The following is a 19,303-nucleotide window of genomic DNA, read 5'->3' as shown; positions in this document are numbered from 1 at the left end:
TCGCGAGGATGAAGTCGCGGCGAGCACGCGTACTCGCGGTGGCCGCTGTCGCATGGGCGGCCGCCTGCGGCGACGGGGAGCCGGACGTCACGGGACCCGCGCCCGTGCCGAACCGCGCGCCGGAGGCGGTGGGGACGATCCCGGCGCGGACGCTGCCCGTCGGGGAGACGGCGACCGTGGACGTGTCGTCCCACTTCCGCGACCCCGATGGGGACGTCCTGTCCTACACGGCGGCGACATCGAACCCGGGCGTCGTCGGCGTTTCCGTGTCCGGCAGTTCCGTGACGGTCACCGCCGCCGCCAGGGGCGTTGTCACTATCACGGTGACCGGCCGCGACCCGCAGGGGCTGGCCGCCCAGCAGAGCTTCGAGGTCACGGTCCCGAACCGGTCCCCCGCGGTCGCGGACACGATCCCGGCGCAGACGCTGTTTACGGGCGAGACGGCGACGGTGGACGCGTCCGCCCACTTCCGGGACCCGGACGGCGACCCGCTCAGCTTCGCCGCGACCTCGTCCGACTCCGCGGTCGCGACGGTCACGGTCTCCGGGGCGACGCTGACCATCCGCGCGGTCGCCGCCGGGGTCGCGACGGTCACGGTGACCGCGAGCGATACCGACGGCGCCGGGGCGGAGCAGCGCTTCGATGTCACGGTGCCGAACCGCGCGCCGGAGGCCGTCGACGCGCTTCCCCCGCTGACGCTCGAGGTCGGCGAGACGGAGCCCGTCGTCGTGTCCCCCTTCTTCCGCGACCCGGACGGCGACTCCCTCACCTACACGGCGGCCTCATCGAACCCCGAGGTCGCCGCCGTCTCCGTGTCGAGCGATTCGGTGGCCGTCGAGGCGCTCGCGAAGGGTCTGGCGACGATCACGGTGATTGCGACCGATCCGGCCGGTGCCGGGGCGGAGCAGCGCTTCGATGTCACGGTGCCCAACCGCGCGCCGGAGGTCGTGGGGACGCTCCCGCCGCGGACCATCGCCGCGGGCGAGACGGAACCCGTCGCCGTGTCCCCGTACTTCCGCGACCCGGACGGCGACCCGCTCACCTACACGGCGACCTCGGACAGCCCGGATGTCGCGACGGTCGTGGTCACCGAAGGGGTGCTGTTGATCCGCGCGGTCGCCGACGGCACCGCTACCATCACGGTGACCGCGACCGATCCGGAGGAGGCCGCCGTCGCCACATCGTTCGACGTGACCGTCGTGCGTCCCGCGCACCCATTCGAGATCGAACTCGTGTTCGCGACCCCGATGACCGCAGCCCACGAGGCCGCGTTCCAGCGCGCGGCGGAGCGCTGGATGAAGATCCTCGCGCCGACGGAACTCCCCGAGACGCGGCTGGACCGGACCCTGGGGTGCGGGGGAGACCCGAGATTCGAGCGCCACGTGGAAACGATCGAGGGCGTGATGATCGTGGTGGCGGTGGTCGAAATCGACGGTCCGCTCGGGACCCTGGGACGCGCCGGGCCCTGTTGGGTCCGGACCGCGACCTCGTTGCCCCTCTACGGCCGGATCCTGATGGACGCCGCGGACCTCAACCGGCTCGGGGCCGGCGATCTGGAGGAGTTGATCCTCCACGAAATGGCGCATGTGCTCGGCTTCGGCACGCTCTGGCCAAGGGTCGGTCTGCTCCGGGACCCCGCCTCCGAGACGTCGTCGCCGGACACCCACTTCACGGGCCCGCTGGCCATCGCGGCGTTCGATGCGGCCGGCGGGACGGACTACCCGGGCGCCAAGGTGCCCGTGGAGAACAGGGGCGGCGAGGGATCGCGGAACAGCCATTGGAGGGACACCGTCCTCGCGCTGGAACTCATGAGGCCGTTCCAGCGCCTCGGCGTGGCCGAACCGCTGAGCGCGATCACCATCCAGTCGCTGGCGGATTTCGGCTACGAAGTCGATGCGACGCAGGCCGAGCCCTACCGGCTGCCCAGCCCGGATCTCGCCCGCGCCCTCGAGGCGGCCCCGAAGATCCCCTACGGAGACGACATCTGGAGAGGCCCCCTGATCTTCGTAGACCCCAACGGCCGCATCACCCGCGTAATCCCCAGGTAAGAGCAGAGGACCGGCACAGCCGTCAGGCGGGCTCCGGCCGGCTGAACCCGTGCACCACGGTCTCGGAGAGGGTCGCGAACTGCGCGGCGATCTCCTGGCGCATCGTGTCGAATCGTGCGTCGATGTCCTGGCGCATCGTGTCGAATCGCGCGTCGATGTCCTGGCTCATCGTGTCGAGCCGCGCCTCGAACCCATTCATCCGCGCGTCGAACCCATCCATTCGCGCGTTGACGTTCTCATGCAGACGGACGACGTGCTCGCGGACATCGGCGTAGCCAACCCGCAGTTTGGACATCTCGTCGGTGAGAGCGACGAACCGGCGTTCCCACTTCACATCCAGCGCGTCAAAGCGGTTGTCGATGGCCTCGAAACGGTGGTCTATCGACACGAAGCGGCTGTCCATGGCGTCCAGGCGGCCTTCGATGACTTCGAAGCGGCGGTCCATGGCGTCCAGGCGGTTCTCGATGGCCTCGAAGCGTGGATCGAGCGCCTGCACGAGTGCGGCAACCAGGGCCGCATCGCGGTCGTTACGTGTGAATCTGCGGATCAGCAACGTCCACCTCGCATCCGGAGTAGCGTGACGCCCCAACCATGCCCGGCGCCATCAACGGGCCATCAACCGGGCTCCGGATCCCGGCGCTCACCACGGCCCGCCACTCCAACGTAGCCGGTGCGGCCCTCGCGCGCGCGCCGGGCTGGCAAGCTGGCCCCGGGTACGTCGAACTGCCGCGCGACCGCCTCATCGTCGCTCACCGAACCTCGATGCCCTGCTCCGCGGCGATCCGCATGTCCCTCTCGGAGTACTCGACGGCCCACGTTTCTCCGTTCCGTCGGTTGATCCGGGCAAGAGCACCGTCGATGTGCTGACATTCGGTCACCGCCCGGGCGAATCCCTCCACGCAATCTCGGCTGTGCGTCGTCGCCAGCACCTGAACGTTGTTGGCCTCCGCAGTTTCCAGAACCATGCGCCAGAAGCGCTCTTGCAGGGAGTGGTGGATGCCGTTTTCGGCTTCGTCGATCACCAGGAATCCGTCGCGGCTGTTGGCCAGGGCCAGCGCCACCCCGAACACCCGCACGGCCCCGTCCCCCAGACTCTTCAACGGAACAGGCACGGGATCGCCCTCCAGCTCCACGATCACTCGACTACGTCGCGGTCGGCGGCCTGCGTGTCCCCCGACCACAGCCGCGCGCTCAGCCGCGTTCACCACGAGCTTCAAGGCGTCAACGACCTTGTCCTCGTCTGGGGTCAACTCAACGTCGTTCCACCATTTCGCGATCCTGTCGTCTCCCAGTACGCCCGGGCCCAGGGAAAGGCAACGCCGGCCACGCGCCGCCAACGCTCGGACGGCCTCGAGGGCGGCGGTCTTCCCCACACCGTTTTTTCCAGTGAGCAGCGTCACCCGACCGAGCCGGCCGATCGAAAGCTCCCGGATGCCCCGAAACCCGGTGATGGCCAGGTGTGGGAGATGGAGTCGGTTCCCGGGTGTTTCTTGAGTCATGGAGTCTCCAGCCACGCGGATCGGGAGGGCGAAAACGCTACCTCCCTCAGGTTGCGGGCTCGCCGAGGGATTCGAGGCGACGCAACCAGGCGTCGAATCTCGGGCATTCGCTTCGTATCCGGTTCAGCCCAATTTCAGCCGCCAGCGGAGGGCCGTCCAGTCGCTTCCGGTAGCTCGGAATCAGCCGCTTGATACGTTTGCTCGGCGCGGTCGTGGGACTGTCGTTGATGTCCTCCGGCGTGTCGAATTCGGAGCGGATGGATCTCAGATCCGCGACCGGAGCTTCGGGGAGAACGATCGCGAACGCGTCCACGTTCGAGAACAGCAGTCCCTCGAACTCGTGCATCTGGACGTAGGGGAACACGAATCGCTCGTCGAATGGTCCGAGGCTCTCGCGGATCGCCCGGAGGAGGTCGTCGGCCGACATGGTTCCCTTGCCCCTGAACCCATAGAAGTCCACGAGGGAGGTTACGGCATCGAAACTCGCCTTCAGTGCCCGCATTTCCCGTGCGAGCAGACCTATCGAGACATTCCCGCCACCCTGTCCCCTGCCGCGCGCCCGGCCGACCATGACAGGTCTGACGTCAACGCCCCGGCCTTGGAGATGGACCGCCAGCGAATCCTTGACGAATTCCTCCTCCGTCTGCCCCTCCACGGAGATGGCCAAACGGGTCAAGGCCGTCCGCCCAGCAGGTTCTTCTGCCAGAGTTCTCCCAGCGTGTAGTCGTCAAGCCATTCGCGGAGCTGGTTCGCGTCCTGCGGGCGCAACACTGTCCGCCCGTCGTCCAGTTCCAGCACGAAGACCTGATCGAGCTCGAACGAATCGACGAGGAGGGGCGACTGCGTCGCCACGATGACCTGCCGACTCTCGGCCAGGGCGAGGATCATGTCGCCCACGAGTGCGACCGCCTTCGGATGCAGGCCCAGTTCCGGTTCGTCGAGGAGCAGCACGCCCGGAAGCATTTCCGCAGGGAGGTTCAGCAACGTCACGAGAGCGAAGAAACGCAGCGAGCCGTCCGACGTGAGGTGCGCGCCGTAGGTCTTGTCCGAATGCCTGGAGCGCCAGCGCAGGGCGACCTTCCCGTATTGCTCCTCGATCTCGAACCGGTCGAAGCCGGGCAGTACGCGCCGAATGTGCTTGCAGATGATGTCGTACCGGCGCAGATCCTCCTGTTCCAGCCGGTACAGCATGGCCGCCAGGTTGCCCCCGTCGGCTCGCAGGTACGCGTTCTCGCCGGCGTCACAGTTCTTCTTGAACTTCGAGGTGGCGCCGGTGTTGTGGAACTGAAAGGCGGCGCAGTCTCTCAGCAGGTGAGTGACCACGCGCGCGGTTCGCGCGCGGATCTCCGACACCGGCTCCCGGCCGTTCGGCTGCCCCTCATCGACGATGTGGGCCTCCCGGTGCCCGCTGCCCAGAGAGTTCCATGGCGGATTTCCGTCGAGATCGTCACGGCTGTAGCGAAACGCCTCGTCGATGAACAGCAACTGGTCGGGATGGGCGAAGGCCAGCTTGAACCGGTAGTCGTTCCGCCCGGTGTCCGTGCGTATCGCGATCTCGGCGTCCAGGCGCGGCGTAGTCTCGTTCCCCCCGTGCAACTGGTCGTCCGCGCCGCCTTCGATGCCGACGAACTCCGCGAGTTTCCGCGACTTCAGCATCCAGCTCAGCATGTCGAAGAACTTCACGAAGTTTGATTTTCCGGAGCCGTTCGCGCCGATCAGTACGTTCGCGCCCGCTCCCGGCGAGAGCTTGACGTCGGCCAGCGAGCGAAAGCCCTGGATATGGATGCGCTCGATGTGGGCGTGGTCGGTCATGGTCGAGGGACCCCTCTACGTTTCACTGCCGCGTGGCGTCTTCGGTCGACGCACGGCGTGCTTCAGAGCCGCACCAAGCTCGCGCGCCCTGCCTTGACGGAGCAAGCGAGAGGAGGAAGCACCGCGCGCACCGGGCCGGCAAGCTGGCGCGGGGGCGGCGGGCGCGTCTACGATCCCCGGCTATGGAAGACTCGAACGCTCTCATCGTGCGGGGGGCGCGGGAGCACAACCTGCGCGACGTCGATGTCGAACTGCCGCGCGACCGGCTCATCGTCGTCACCGGGCTCTCCGGCTCCGGCAAGTCGTCGCTCGCCTTCGACACCATCTACGCGGAGGGGCAGCGCCGCTACGTCGAATCCCTCTCCGCCTACGCCCGGCAGTTCCTCGGCGTCATGGAGAAGCCCGACGTCGACGTCATCGAGGGCCTCTCGCCCGCCATCGCGATCGAGCAGCGCACCGCCGGTGGCAACCCGCGCTCCACCGTCGGCACCGTCACCGAGATCTACGACTACCTCCGGCTCCTGTGGGCCCGCGCCGGCACCCCCCACTGTCCCTCGTGCGGCCGCCCCGTGCGCCCCCAGTCGCCGTCGGAGATCGCGAAGCAGATCCTCGGCTGGCCGGCCGGTGCCCGCATCGAGGTCCGCGCCCCGCTGGTCCGGGGACGGAAGGGGGAGTTCCGCGACCTGTTCGAGCGCACGCTCAGTGATGGTTTCGTGCGCGCGCGCGTGGACGGCGAACTCGTCGACCTCTCCGACCCGCCGTCCCTGAACCGGCGCCGCAACCACGACATCTCCGTCGTCGTGGACCGGCTCGTCGTGCGCGCCTCCGACCGCGAGCGGCTGGCCGACTCCGTGGCCACCGCGCTCGGCATGGCCGACGGCGTCGTCGAGGTCGCCCTTCACAACGGCGCCGACGAAGCCGCCGGCGAGGCCGCCGACGGCGCGGACGACGGCGACGAGGCCCACCTGTTCAGCGAGCGCTACGCCTGCCCGGCGTGCGGGATCGGCATGCCGGAACTCGAGCCCCGGCAGTTCTCCTTCAACTCCCCCTTCGGCGCCTGCCGGGAGTGCGACGGGCTCGGCACCCAGCGCGTCCCCAACGCCGACCTCATCGTGGGCGGCGACCGCATCTCCATCCTCGAGGGCGTCCTCCTCCCCCTGGGCGCGCCGAGTTACGGCTCCCGCCGCCACGCCCTCGCGCGCCTCGCCCGCAAGCTCGACTTCGACCTCAACACCGTCTGGGGCGACCTGAACGGGGACCAGCAGGAGGCGATCCTCTACGGCGACACCGACGTGGGATGGGAAGGAGCCGTCGCCGCCACCCTGCGCCGCTACCACGAGACGACGAGCGAGCGCGTGCGCCTCTCGCTCGAGGAGTACATGACCCTCTCCACCTGTCTCGCCTGCGAGGGCGGCCGGCTGCGCCCGGAGAGCCGGGCCGTCACCCTCGAGGGACTCTCCCTCCCCGCCCTCACCGCGCAGTCCGTGGCCGAACTCCGCCCCCTCCTCGGCAACTGGCTCGAAACCGCCCGCGCCGCCGGCGGCCAGGCCGCCGAGATCCGCGTCCCCATCCTCAAGGAGGTCGTCGAGCGCCTCGAGTTCCTCGACCACGTCGGCCTCGGCTACCTCACCCTCGCCCGCTCCGCCGGCACCCTCTCCGGCGGCGAGGCCCAGCGCATCCGCCTCGCCACCCAGATCGGGAGCCGCCTCGTCGGCGTCCTCTACGTGCTCGACGAACCCAGCATCGGCCTCCACCCGCGCGACAACCGCAAGCTCCTGCAGACGCTCGGCGCCCTGCGCGACCTCGGAAACACCGTCCTCGTCGTCGAACACGACGAACTCACCATCCGCCGCGCCGACCACATCGTCGACATGGGGCCCGGGGCCGGGCGCGAGGGCGGGGAAGTCGTCGTCTCCGGCGACATCGACCGCCTCCTGGCCGACGAACGCTCCCTCACCGCCGCCTACCTGCGCGGCGAGCGTGAGATCTCCGTCCCCGCACGCCGCCGCCCCCCCGACAACGGCCGCCTCGTCGTGCGCGGCGCCCGCGAGCACAACCTGCGCGCGATCGACGTCGAGTTCCCGCTCGGCACCTTCATCTGCGTCACCGGCGTGTCCGGCTCCGGCAAGTCCACCCTCGTCGAGCAGATCCTCTACCGCCGCCTCGCCCGCGAGATCTACCGCTCCAAGCTCGTCCCCGGCGCCCACGACGCGATCGAGGGCATCGACCTCTTCGACAAGGTCATCGACGTCGACCAGAGCCCCATCGGCCGCACCCCGCGCTCGAACCCCGCCACCTACACCGGCCTCTTCACCCCCATCCGCGACCTCTTCGCCCGCCTGCCCGAGTCGAACATCCGCGGCTACGCGCCGGGGCGCTTCAGCTTCAACGTGAAGGGCGGGCGCTGCGAACCCTGCCGCGGCGACGGCCTCGTGAAGATCGAGATGCACTTCCTGCCCGACGTGTACGTCCCCTGCGACATCTGCCGGGGGCGCCGCTACAACCGCGAGACGCTCGAGGTCCTCTACCGCGGCCGCAGCATCGCCGACGTGCTCGCGATGAGCGTGGACGAGGCGCTCGAGTTCTTCGACGCCGTGCCCTCGGTGAAGCGCCGCCTGGGCACCCTCTCCGACGTCGGCCTCGGCTACGTGACGCTCGGCCAGCCCGCCACCACGCTCTCCGGCGGCGAGGCCCAGCGCGTGAAGCTCGCCACCGAACTCGCGAAGACGAGCACCGGCCGCACCGTCTACATCCTCGACGAGCCCACCACCGGCCTCCACTTCGAGGACGTGCGCCTCCTCCTCCGCGTCCTCCACCGGCTCGCCGACCGCGGCAACACGATCATCGTCATCGAACACCACATGGACGTCGTGAAGACCGCCGACTGGGTCATCGACATGGGCCCGGAGGGCGGAGCGGGCGGCGGCCTCGTCGTCGCCGAGGGTCCCCCGGAACTCGTGGCCGCGACGCCCGGCAGCCACACCGGCCGGCACCTCGCCGCGCTCCTGCCGGAGTCGAGCCCGAAGCCGGCGGGAACCCTGGCCATACCAGGGGGGTAGGGGGCCGTATCAGGGCGCGGTGCAGCAACGCTCTACGGTTCAAAACGGTTCAAAAACCTTGACGGCGGGCGGCGATCGGTGCCATACTCCAGGTTACGCGGGGGAATGGGTGGTGGAGAGTGTGGTGGGGCCTGCCTCGAATCCCCCCGGAAAAACACGGTCCGAAGCGACGGTTTCACGGACTCGCTCGACCGAAGGAAACACCGAAGGAAACATCGACGAAAACAAGGTGTTTTTGCGGCTTCCGGCGCTCTTGCCACCCTGTGAGAGCGTGGGTATGTTCAGCCCGATTTGCGGGCTGGGGTGTGGTGCATCGTTCGTCGGCCGTGGTATGTTGATGGATCGAGTCGGCCATACACCCGAAGGACTTCATCCTGAGGAGGAGTGAAGAATGAGAAAGGGTACCAAAAGGCTGTTGACGGTCGGGGCGGTCCTGACCATCGGCGCTTGCGGTGACACCGTAGAGGTCGTCACCCCGCCGTTCCCGGACATTCCGCCCATCACCATTCCACCGCCGGTAATTCCGCCGCCGCCTCCGCCACCTCCGCCGCCTCCGCCGCCGCCTCCGGTGGCGAACCGCGCGCCGGTGGCAGTCGGCACGATTCCGGCCCACAACGTTGACGTCGGTGGCTCCGTGTCCGTGTCCGCCCTGAACGGGTACTTCAGCGACCCCGACGGCGACGCGCTGACCTTCACCGCCGCCTCGTCGAACGACGGCGTCGCCACGGTGAGCGTCGACGGCACGAGCGCGATGGTTAGCGGTGTCGCGCGCGGAAGTGCCGTTGTCACTATCACGGCAGCCGACCCGGATGGCCTCCAGGCCAACCAGGGCTTTAACGTCGAAGTCGGCCAGGATGGCGGTCGGCCGGCGACGGTCACGATCTTCGGTCTGCGGCAGGTGGACGACCGGAACACCTCGGTCGACCCGACCAACGTGTCCGGCGACGTCTCCGTCCTGCTCGACGTGCAGTACAACGACGAGACCGTGACGAATGTGGACCTCATGCTGGGCGACGAAGTCATCTCCTGCCGCGGCGCCTCGAGCGATGCCGCTTCTCCGGCTGGTGTCGTGCCCGGCGTTGCGGAGTCCGGCGGCTCGGTCGAGATCGAGTGCTTCTTCGACACCGACCAGGTGGCGGGCGAGTGCATGGGCATGCAGATGGAGCCCCGGTTCGCCAACGGCGATCACGAGTTGAGCGCACAGATCACGACGTCTGACGGAACGACGCGCACCGCGCTCGCCTCGCAGATGATCACGCTCAAGAATTCCAACTACGTGATGCTCGCCCACAGCAAGGGCAGCGAGTCGATGGTCACTGGCGGCGTCACCTTCTACGGCGGTCCGGCCGGAGAAGACGAGAGCAACGTCAACTCCTTCCACGCCTGCCCGGTTGCCTTCAACGGCACCGTCGTGGGCGAACTGTCGCTCCACGCGATGGTGACGGGTCCCGAGGCTTCGGCGCTCGAGGATGCCCCGCCGGCGCTGGCCTTCTCGGCGTTGCCCAACGGGACGCCGCGAAACGGCGTGGCCTTGGCCGACAAGGAGGCTCCGTTCACCTGGACCGTGAACCCGGGGATCAACTGGAACGTCGAGAACACCGCCGGCAAGGCGATGGGCAATAACGAGCACTGGCTCATCAACAGCGGCGACATCAAGGATGACGGCGGCCTGCTGGTGACCGACGAGTTCCGCGGAGACGACGAAGCGAAGCTCGGCCCGCGCTACTTCGACTACAAGGGCCCCACCTTCGACACCGCCGCCGGCGACAGGGGAATCTCCCTCCATCTCGGAGGCACCACCGTCGTGCCTGTGGCGAACACGTACTATTCCGCCGGCAACTTCAGGGTCAACGGCTTGGCCGACGCCGGCGTGGGCGGAGCCTCCGCCAAGTTTGCCGTGGGCGACTGCTCCGTGGGCGCCAACAGCGACGGCGACCGCCGGACGGCCTTCGTGGCCCTCGAAGGACTCGGGGACGTGAGCGGCATCGGCGATCTGCCTGAGGACGACCCAAACGCCGACTTTGACGATGACGACGGCGCCAACTGCTACGTGGCCGAGGTCACCGCGATCTACGACGGGCTCATGAACGCCCGGTCCGCACGGTCGGGTAACAGCACGATCCAGACCGGAGCCGCCTTCGGCGTCGACAAGGGCGACCCCGAGCTGAGCGACATCGAGCCGGATGAGGCCGGCTTGGTGCTGCGTGCCGGCGCCATGCTTTCCCTCGACGTCGAGGATCCGAAACTCGCCACGGGCGAGCCCGGCAGCGGCATCGGCGAGGTCAGGTGGTGGGTCGGCAGTCGCAGCTACACCCACCCACTCACCAGGGTCAAGGGCACGGCCACGGTCTCTGACGGAGCCGTCGAGATCAACACCGACCTTACGGCCGCTGCGAGCTCCTCAGGGGAGGGCGCCCGAACGGTGAACGTTCAGGCGCGAGACAGCGCCACGCCCGTGAACGCGAGTTCCACGACCTTCTCTTTCATTCGAGATACGAAGGCGCCGACGTTCACGCTCAGCAAGACCCAGGGCGACATCAGCCCGCAGTCGGCCACCGCAGTGACGGTTAGCGTGGGCGGAACCATTTCCGACAACAACGTGATCCGCTCGGCGGAGCTCCAGCTGCGGCGCAAGGCCACGGGTCAGAGCTGCATGGCCGCGGACACCATCCCGCGGAGAGAGGGCACGAACGCGCGGGTGTCGCGCAACAGGGTCGATCTCGAGAACGACACCAACGCGATCACCTTCGATGAGACCTTCACGATCAACGCGCCGGCAGGTGCGGGCACCGGACCCGAGGCCCTCTGCTTCTATCTCGATTCCGAGGACAACGCGGTCGAGCCCAACGGTCGGGACGCCGGCAACGAGGGCGACTATGTCCTCAACGAGTTCACGGTGAATTGGCCCACCGTTGCTGCTCCGCCTCCAGGTCCGACGTTCGAGTTCATGAACGTGGACGGAACCGAGATCGACACGGTCAAGGTGACCGAGGGCGATGCGACGGGCTTCCAGTACGCCGTCAGCCTGGCGAACACGGATACCGACACGGTGGCGGTGACGGTCACCGGTCCTGCCGGAGTCACCGTGGCGCCTGCGACGCTGAACTTCCCCAACACCGACACGACGTCGGACACGCTGATTGTGACGGTCACGACCGCACACGATCTGGACATCATGGCCAACCACGGCATGGTGACCCACTCGGCGACGGACTTCGAGAGTGCGTCCGTTGCGGTGCAGTCGAATGACGACGACTTCGCGATCTCGACGGACGTGGCGTCGATCAACGAGGATGCCAGCGCCACGGAGGTGACGGTGACGGTGACGGCCGGCACGGCGCCCGCTGCCGAGACAACCACAACCGTGAGCGTAAACATCGGCTATCCCACCGGCGATGCGGAGACGACGCCTGCTCCTCCCACCAGCGTGGACGTGGTTATCGCCGCGGGTATGAAGTCCGGTGAGGCCGAGGTCATGGTCGATGCGCTCGACGACGCGGTGCGTGACGAGGTCAGCGACATGATCGAACTGACCGTGTCAGGCAGCGCCGAGCAGGGCGTGTACTACATGCCTGCCAGCATCGATATCATGGATGACGATCCAGACATCACGCTGTCGCTGGATGTGACCGAAGTGGACGAGGATGCAGGCACCGTAACGGTGGAGATCACCGGCACGACGGACGTGCAGGTGAACGGTATCCTCAACTTCGCAGTCGCCCTCGGCGGGACCGCGACGCGCGGCGCTCCAGGCAGCACGACCGAGACCGACGACTACAGGGCTCCCGAGACCGTCGCGCTGCAGTTCAACACGGGCGGGACGACGGCGAGTGCGACCGTCACGCTGGAGATCAACGACGATGGCACTGACGAGGCCAACGAGACGATCATCTTTGACGACGCCGATGGCGCTCAGGTTGCCGGTGCCGGCAAGACGTACACGGTCGGCCCAGTCACGTTGACGATCAACGACAACGACGACGCATAACCCCAGCGGTCTCTGACGAGAGGCCTCACGGAAGCGGGCCCCCGCGCAGTTCTGCGGGGGCCCGCTTCTTTTGTGTTCTCCCCCCAAGCCACCGTCCCCCAAGCCGAATCGTCCGGCGCCGGAAGCCGGGTCCAGGTCGCCGGATTCCGCGAAGACGTGGACGAACTGCGGGAGGAGGCCCCTGAAAGTCCCGTGCGGTGCGCGCCCTCGGCGAGGAACGGCGTGCCGAGACTCACGCGTCACCCGAACTCGGCCCGCCGCACAGGTGTCGGCGGCGGTGTCCGCGGACGGGATCGGTTGGGGGGGCAGGTGGGTCGGCCGGCCTCGCCGCCTCCGCCGAAACCGGCGATCAGCCCCCCAGCGTATGCGCTGCCACCAGCTTCACACCGAGGGGGCCCGATCACGACCCCAGCCATGCGGTCGCCCGTGAAGTGCATGGGAAGGAAGCCGCCAGAGGCGCGCAGGACGCCCGTTTACGGAGCCGTCAGCGTCGAAGATGACCCATCCCCTCCTCCCCTCGGCCGCAGCTCGTTCCCGAGCCACACGGATGAGTCGGACCCATCGCCACGAACTCAAGAGCGGGGTCACCTTTTCCGCCGATCTCCAGGAGCGGGTTCGCACCGAGAAGAAGTTCCGGCCCCCCTGTTCGAAGCTGAACAGCGCATCCAGGAATGCTCCAGAGACCGCAGTTGGGGTCAAACTCAGCATGACCGCCACCAGCACCCCGGCCGACCGGAGACTCCTCCTGGCAGTCCTCATCGCCCGCATCCTTTCGAGCACTCGTCACCAGGCAAGGCGCGGTCGTTTTCGATGGTGCGACAGCGATCGCGGAGCGCGTCCAGGCCGCCCCGAAAAGACCCGGTTTCGGGGTTCGAATCGGGCGATGGGCGGGTGATCGTCGATCTCGAGCGCGTTTCGCGTGGCTCCGCGCCGTGCCGTCCCGGCCACTTTCGAGTGTCCGCCACATTATTGACGGTGGCTTGCGCATCACAATGTATGCCGCCAGATTCGAGTTTACGCACCGCCACTGCCGTACAGAGCGCGTGAAAGACGGATCCTCACCGTTTCTCACCTCGTCTTCGAATGCGGTAATGAATGTTGGAACGCGTCCTCGACTTTCCCACATTCGATATACGCGCCATCTCATTTGATATGTGACGGCGCCGGTTGGCAGGATGCTGGCGACGTAGGGCCGTCCCGTTTCGCTGACCGTGCGCCCCCCTCCGTGACTGCCCCTGCCTCGGCGGCGGCCGCCCGTTTCAGTCGAAGGTGCAGATGATGGGGAGGTGGTCGCTCAATCTCGGCTTTGGATCGAACACCTCTTCGTGACTCGGTACTCGGGCCTCGGTCAAGCGCTCGAGCAGCGGCGTGTTCACGTAGCAGTAGTCCAACTGATGTCGCACGACCTTCCTCGTGGGCTGATACGTGGGCACGGGGCCGCCGTGATGATGACTGAGGCAATCGGTCAGACCGAGGGTCTTCAGCCGGTCGATGACCTCCTGCCCCCCCTTGTGAAGCACCGATCGGTTGAAGTCACCGCCCACAATCCAGTTCGTATCGTCGGAGATACCCGCGGTGCGGAGCAATGCCCACAGGATTTCCGTGAACCAGAGCCTGGGGTTGGTCGAGAGCTTGATGCCCGAAACATCCACGTCGGCCCACTGCCGCGGCGGGATGGGGAAGGATGGCGAGTGAACGGCGACAACGTGGAACCGCTCCCCCGAGTCCAGCGTGGTCTTGCACCCGACGATCCAACCGTAGCGCTCCGTGTGGATCTTGTCGACCCACGTCACCGCTGATTTCAGGTCGAGCGTCGCATCGATCGGGCCCTTCGAGAGCACCGCCGTCGAAAACGGCGCGTTGTGGCCCCTGAAGTACCGTGGCGGTGTCAGTTGGCACTGGTAGCGGCGCCGGATGTGCCTGGGAATCCCGGTGACTTCCTGCAGCAGGACGATGTCCGCATCCACGCGCGTCACGGTCTTCCACAGCGCGCCCCGCCGCTTCCCCGCCCGGTTGACGTTCCACGTGAGCAACTTCATTGGCGTTTCGCTCCCTGGTCAGGTCACGTGGTGGGCGGGTAGGACGAACTCGATGTACTTGCGACGGACTCCCTTCATCGGAGGAGCATCAGCGGATCCTCAGGGCCCACACTGACATGTGGCCGGGAAGGGACGCATCGCCCGGAGACGTGACCTTGAGACTGGTTGGCCCTCGCTCGCCGGGGGGGCTCCAGTGAAGGTAGAAGGTCGAGCCGGCGCGAACGCTCCAGTCGCCGTGAAACGAGGCGGTTCTGGACATGTGGGGGCGAAGCTGGGCGCCCTCGCTGAATTGGCTCCAGACGTCGGCGAGATCCCAGGTCGTCATGCCGTGGGCTTCCCAGCCGTTCAGGTCCAGCCAGAGAGTAATGTAGAAGTCGACCAGGATTCGCTCGGATCGCCAGGCACTGACGTCCTCCAGCGCGGCGAGCCCGGAGGCCGCCGACTGGTTTAGCCGACGCGACAGGGCCTGTTCTCCGCCCGGGTACTCGCCCCCCCAGCGGTCCATGGCGTATCGGAGCACCATCGACGGAACATCGTACACTGCCCTGTTGGATCCCTTGCACGGCCCATTATTGCCCTCGTACGCGAAACCCATCCAGCTGCATTGCTCGGGCGCGTCCGGGACGCGGCGGAGGCCGTCGGGGTCATCCGAATCCCATCCAAAGAAGTGTCCCATCCCGCTCGCCCATTCCAGGTACCAGTCCAGTCCACGCTGGAAGGCCGCGCTGCCCAGATTCTGGCCGATCCCGTGCCCGAACACCCGATCCGCCACGAGGTGCTCCGAGAGGGTGGCGCCACCCTCCACCTCCCAATTGGAATACCCGGCCCCGTCGAACACCTCGGCTCGTGCCTGCACCAGGTGCGTCATCTCGTGCGTCAACAGCGGTGGGTAAAAGTCCAGCGCCTCTTCCCTGGTCCAGGGGTGCCCGAAGACTCCTTCGGGGTCGGGAACGCGACCGAAGAGGATCTCGGCATGATTGCTGGTTCCGCATTGGTCCACCGGGTAAAGGTCTCCAAACCAGGTCCAGCCGCCGACAAAGGTGTCGTCGCCGTCGCTCAGGTTCACTTCCTTGGTCATCAGGACGAGCACCCGGCGGTTCCTGTCCACATCGGAGAGACCGCCATAGTAATCGTCGTGAACCGGCTTGATGTGGGTGGCATATAGAGCGTCCAGTTCGGCAAGTTCGGACTCCGTGAACCGGTCGGCCGGGTTGTCGATGTCTTCGAGCCACAAGGCGTTCTCGCCGCTGAACCGGACTACGGCGCGGACCTGGCCGCGGGACGAGCAGCCGCCCACGAACTCCGCATCCCCGAACAAAGTCAGGGTGTCGTTCGCGAGCAGGGTGCGGGACTGTCGTGCGCCCGCCATCGGAGATGAAGGCGGGCCCAGCCGCCGGATCAGCGCCGCGTTCGCCGCCATGATCTCGTTGTGCCGCGCCCGATCAAGCCTCGGCCCTGCCGCCTCCTGGCCGAGAGCCACCGACGCGCCAGCGGATGCCGGGGGTGGCGGTGGAACCGTTGCCGCAGACGCTTCGGCCACCCCCTCCGCGCGGGGAAGCGGCCGGAACGCGACCGTGGCCCATGCGGCATCCAGAACCGCCGCATCCCCGGGGACGCTCGTCATGTGGACCGGCGTGAGCGAGGACGGCGTCTCCGAGGTGGAAACGACGCCGATGATGTACTCCCCGCCGGAAGCATCTCCGGGCAGGTGGACGCACCCGTTGCCGCCATGTGTGTAGCGATAGGAGCCCAGCGGCAGGGCGAGGTCCTCCGGAGTACGGGGCGTCACGCCAACGATGCGCGTTTCGCTGAGGCCCAGCACGGTCACGCTCAAAGGGGCTCGCCGGGCGGGCTGGCAGTCGCTCCGCGGAACGATCACGGACAGGCTGGTCCGACTCGCGGCGGTCACGGTGGCGGGCTGGCCATCGATCGAAACCGAATTGTACTCCGGGAACCGCGAGAAGCCGGAGCCCGTGATCGTCGCGTTCGCACCCTCGAGCAGGACACTTGGTTCGACATCCGAAATGGCGACCGGAAGCTGGGCCTCGGAGGTCACCGCAACGCTCTGGCTGGCGTTCAGGCCATCGGCATCGGTCGCGGTTACCGTCACCGTCGCAGTCCCGGGGGTGACGGCGAGAATCGCGAATTCGTCTCCGGTTACCGCGGCGAGCGCGACGGACGAATCCGTCGTGCCGATCGCATAGGTCAGAGCGTCGCCGTCCGGATCGGTGAAGTAGTCGGTGCCGGTCCATGCGGGCTCCTCTCCGACCGTCAGGCGCTGCGGGGGTATCGTGTCCGTCACGATGGGCGCGCGGTTGGGAACGACGACCGCGAAGCCCTGATCGGCGGTCAGCCCGCCGGGATCGGTGGCGGTGACGCTGATCGTCGCCTGTCCCTTCGCCACGGTCCGCACGGTCAGCGTGCCGCCCGACACCGACGCGGCGGCGACCGACTCCGAGGACGTCCCCGGTGTGTACGTCAGGGCGTCACCATCGGGATCGCTGAAGTAGTCATCCAAGTTGAACGTGGCCGAATCACCCACGGCGAGTTCGAGCGCCGGCACGGTTCCAACTGCCACCGGAGCTCGGTTCGGCGGAGGCGGCGGCGGACCGGGCGGTGCGGTCGGTTCGCCACCGCACGTGGCGACAGACACGCCCAGGAGGACGACAAGGGCCGCCAGGATCGTAGCTTCTCGTGGAGTCATGGAGGTTTCTCGTGGAGTCATGGAGGTTTCTCGTGGAGTCATGGAGGTCACCACTGGTCCGCCGAAGGAAGACCTCGGGAGACCAGCACTTCGAGGTCAGCGACGTCACTCAGCATCGATGCAATCCGGCCAGGGTCTGCCGCCGCCCCGGCAAGGATCCCGAGGCGATCGCCTCCGTTCGCGAGGTCACGCAGGATCCCCCGTATCCGGCCCGTCCGAGCGTCGCGAAGGAGCGCCGTGGGCGAGCTGCCGGCCTGGTCGAGGGTCGCGACCCCTCCGGGCGCGGAGAGTTCAATCGCCTCCAATTGGTCTGCCCAAGCGGGTGAAGCCGGGAGGGCGAAGGCGAATACCGATCCTCCGTCGCCGTGCGCCACCTCGGGCAGGTCGAAGTCGACCGAGAACAGCTCCGCACCGCCGGCGGTCCGACCCCTCAAGGTGTAGGGACCTCCCGAACCGGGAAGCGCCACCGGAGCGTCGACGACGAACGCCGGGTCGAGGAACGGGACGCCCGCCGCGTCGACGCCGCCCCACACCAGCAGGGTCCGGTCGGTGCCCGGCGCCGGCGCGAAGGCCGCGGACGCCTCCTCGTTGAGGCGCCGTTCGAGGGTCGTCTTCAGGTGGTACGTGCTGATCCAGCGCGGACGGCAGTTGCCCATCACGTCCGCGGTCTCGGGAGGAACGAGCTCATTGCTGGAGGGGTCGAACCCCCAGGCGCCGATCCTGCCGGCCCGATCCGGAAAATCCGGGTCCGTCTGGTCTGCGCCACCGCAGGGGGCATGCCGGAGGCTCATATTGTGCCCCAGTTCGTGCGCTACGGTCGTGGAGTCGAGGTGGGCCAGACTGCTCCGGCCGGGACGGAACGCCAGACCGCCGAACCCGAAATCGATCGTGAGAGATGAGGGTAGCCCCCCCATGTAGTATCCCGGTCCGCCTTCCATCACTCGAGTGGCCTCGATTTCGCGAAGGAGCTCCGAGCCGTTGGCTGCGGAAGTGAAGAAGGTCTCGCGGACGTCCAGCGTAAACTCCCCGACTGGCAACCAGGACCGAGTCGGCCAAAACATGGGATCGTCCACCGTAAACCTCGCGATGCGCGCCAGGAACCCGCTTTCGGATTGCCCCGGCCGGAGGACCGGCAGATATGTCAGGTGAAGCGGGGGTACGGTTCTGACGTCGACCGGCTGGCGGCCGCTCTCCGGGATACGTCTCGTTATGCCGACCTCGGCGCCGAGCGTATTGCCGGGGTCGACCTCGATGACGAGTTCGAGGCCCGGCTGCAACACGTCGGCTGGAACTTCGGCATTTGCCGACGTACGGAGGCTTCCCTCCTCCACCTGCGCCGGCACCGTGCCGCGCGCGGGGCTGGAATGTCCACGGCGTGGACCTCCTCTCCGCCCAGGTAGAACCTCGCGCGCACGGGTGGGAAACCCAGCGATTCGTCGTCGGGAGCGGTAAGGAATGCGCGGAGCAGCGCCGGGCGGTTGGCGATCAGGGGAACCGGGAAATCGAGGGATTGCACCGCCTGCACGAGGTATGCGGCGGGGAGGTCGTTGCGGCAACGGGCGACGCGATGGTTCGCGACCGTGCCGAGCCAGGCCAGAAAGTCCGGGTCCGCCGGAGCGCACAGGGACGTTCCCTCGGCGAGAAACGTGGTGAGGTTCCCGAGATTCGCGAACCCGGCCGGAAGGAAGCCGGAGAGGGTGGGGTTGGCGTTCAGCCTCAGTTCCCGCAGTTCGACGAGACCGGACAGCTCCGCCGGCAGGGGACCGGCCAAGGCGTTGTGCGACAGCGAGAGGACCTGGAGACGGGCCAGATTGCCCAGGGTGCCGGGGACGGACCCGCTCAGAGCGTTCCCGTGCAGAAGCAGTCGCTCCAGCGACTGGAGCCGACCCAGGTCCGGGGGGATCGCACCCGTGAGGTCGTTGTCCTCGAGCCGAAGCTGAACGAGTTGCGCCAAGTCTCCGAGGCGTCCGGGGATCTCACCCGTGAGGCGATTGGAATTGAGCCACATGAACTCGAGGCTGGAGAGGTTGCCCAGCTCGGGTGGGATCGGGCCGGTCAGGGCGTTGAATTGAAGCGCCAGAATGCGGAGTCGGGAGAGCTTACCCAGTTCCGGCGGAACTAGATATCGAAGGTCCCGTGTAGTCCAGAGGCGTA

At 67.5% G+C, this 19,303-nt stretch carries 10 protein-coding genes and 1 pseudogene; 3 read left to right on the top strand and 8 right to left on the bottom strand.

What is annotated here, in order from left to right; genetic code table 11:
* The first annotated feature begins 8 nt into the window (after window positions 1-8).
* Window positions 9-2,048 carry an Ig-like domain-containing protein gene (locus RN743_RS15480; RefSeq protein WP_310781145.1) on the top strand — a complete coding sequence of 680 codons (2,040 nt, stop codon included), beginning with the start codon at window positions 9-11 and terminating at the stop codon, window positions 2,046-2,048.
* Between the two features lie 22 nt (window positions 2,049-2,070).
* Here the strand turns inward: RN743_RS15480 and RN743_RS15475 are convergent, their stop codons facing one another.
* From RN743_RS15475 to RN743_RS15460, 4 genes are all read right to left on the bottom strand, one after another.
* The gene (locus RN743_RS15475; RefSeq protein ID WP_310781142.1) at window positions 2,071-2,601 is read right to left on the bottom strand and encodes a hypothetical protein; all 531 of its coding nucleotides are present in this window, start codon (window positions 2,599-2,601) and stop codon (window positions 2,071-2,073) included.
* A 196-nt stretch (window positions 2,602-2,797) separates the two neighbouring features.
* Window positions 2,798-3,448, bottom strand: a complete 651-nt coding sequence (locus tag RN743_RS15470) for an AAA family ATPase (RefSeq protein WP_310781141.1) — start codon at window positions 3,446-3,448, stop codon at window positions 2,798-2,800.
* Between the two features lie 145 nt (window positions 3,449-3,593).
* The gene (locus RN743_RS15465; RefSeq protein ID WP_310781140.1) at window positions 3,594-4,223 is read right to left on the bottom strand and encodes a DUF4276 family protein; all 630 of its coding nucleotides are present in this window, start codon (window positions 4,221-4,223) and stop codon (window positions 3,594-3,596) included.
* Window positions 4,220-5,359, bottom strand: coding sequence for an AAA family ATPase (locus RN743_RS15460; RefSeq protein WP_310781139.1), 1,140 nt, complete (start codon window positions 5,357-5,359; stop codon window positions 4,220-4,222). The genes RN743_RS15465 and RN743_RS15460 overlap by 4 nt, the downstream gene beginning before the upstream one ends.
* A 182-nt stretch (window positions 5,360-5,541) precedes the next feature.
* Between RN743_RS15460 and uvrA the strand changes: the two genes are divergently transcribed.
* Together uvrA and RN743_RS15450 are read left to right on the top strand one after the other, a co-directional pair.
* Window positions 5,542-8,418 carry an excinuclease ABC subunit UvrA gene (uvrA, locus tag RN743_RS15455; RefSeq protein ID WP_310781137.1) on the top strand — a complete coding sequence of 959 codons (2,877 nt, stop codon included), beginning with the start codon at window positions 5,542-5,544 and terminating at the stop codon, window positions 8,416-8,418.
* Between the two features lie 586 nt (window positions 8,419-9,004).
* Window positions 9,005-12,406: a hypothetical protein gene (locus RN743_RS15450; protein ID WP_310781136.1), complete on the top strand. Its 3,402-nt coding sequence runs from the start codon at window positions 9,005-9,007 to the stop codon at window positions 12,404-12,406.
* Window positions 12,407-13,665: 1,259 nt separating this feature from the next.
* Here RN743_RS15450 and RN743_RS15445 read toward each other — a convergent pair.
* The 4 genes and pseudogenes from RN743_RS15445 to RN743_RS15430 all read right to left on the bottom strand — a co-directional run.
* The gene (locus RN743_RS15445) at window positions 13,666-14,445 is read right to left on the bottom strand and encodes an endonuclease/exonuclease/phosphatase family protein (protein ID WP_310781135.1); all 780 of its coding nucleotides are present in this window, start codon (window positions 14,443-14,445) and stop codon (window positions 13,666-13,668) included.
* Window positions 14,446-14,533: 88 nt separating this feature from the next.
* Window positions 14,534-17,023 (bottom strand): IPT/TIG domain-containing protein, encoded by a 2,490-nt coding sequence (locus RN743_RS15440; protein WP_310781133.1) that lies wholly within the window; start codon window positions 17,021-17,023, stop codon window positions 14,534-14,536.
* A gap of 173 nt (window positions 17,024-17,196) precedes the next feature.
* On the bottom strand, window positions 17,197-18,087 hold the full coding sequence (locus tag RN743_RS15435; protein ID WP_310781161.1) for a M66 family metalloprotease: 891 nt from the start codon (window positions 18,085-18,087) through the stop codon (window positions 17,197-17,199).
* Between the two features lie 269 nt (window positions 18,088-18,356).
* Window positions 18,357-19,303 (bottom strand): annotated as a pseudogene (locus tag RN743_RS15430) (hypothetical protein); the annotation flags it as partial.

Origin of the sequence: Candidatus Palauibacter scopulicola (genome assembly GCF_947581915.1) — a bacterium.
Lineage (GTDB): Bacteria > Gemmatimonadota > Gemmatimonadetes > Palauibacterales > Palauibacteraceae > Palauibacter > Palauibacter scopulicola.
Note: the sequence above shows the minus strand (reverse complement) of the source record. Positions and strands in the feature narration are given on the sequence as shown.

Coding starts and splice junctions, on each gene's coding strand:
- RN743_RS15480 (WP_310781145.1), top strand. CDS start 9: ATGAAGTCGCGGCGAGCACGCGTACTCGCGGTGGCCGCTGTCGCATGG.
- RN743_RS15460 (WP_310781139.1), bottom strand. CDS start 5,359: ATGACCGACCACGCCCACATCGAGCGCATCCATATCCAGGGCTTTCGC.
- uvrA (WP_310781137.1), top strand. CDS start 5,542: ATGGAAGACTCGAACGCTCTCATCGTGCGGGGGGCGCGGGAGCACAAC.
- RN743_RS15445 (WP_310781135.1), bottom strand. CDS start 14,445: ATGAAGTTGCTCACGTGGAACGTCAACCGGGCGGGGAAGCGGCGGGGC.
- RN743_RS15435 (WP_310781161.1), bottom strand. CDS start 18,087: ATGGAAGGCGGACCGGGATACTACATGGGGGGGCTACCCTCATCTCTC.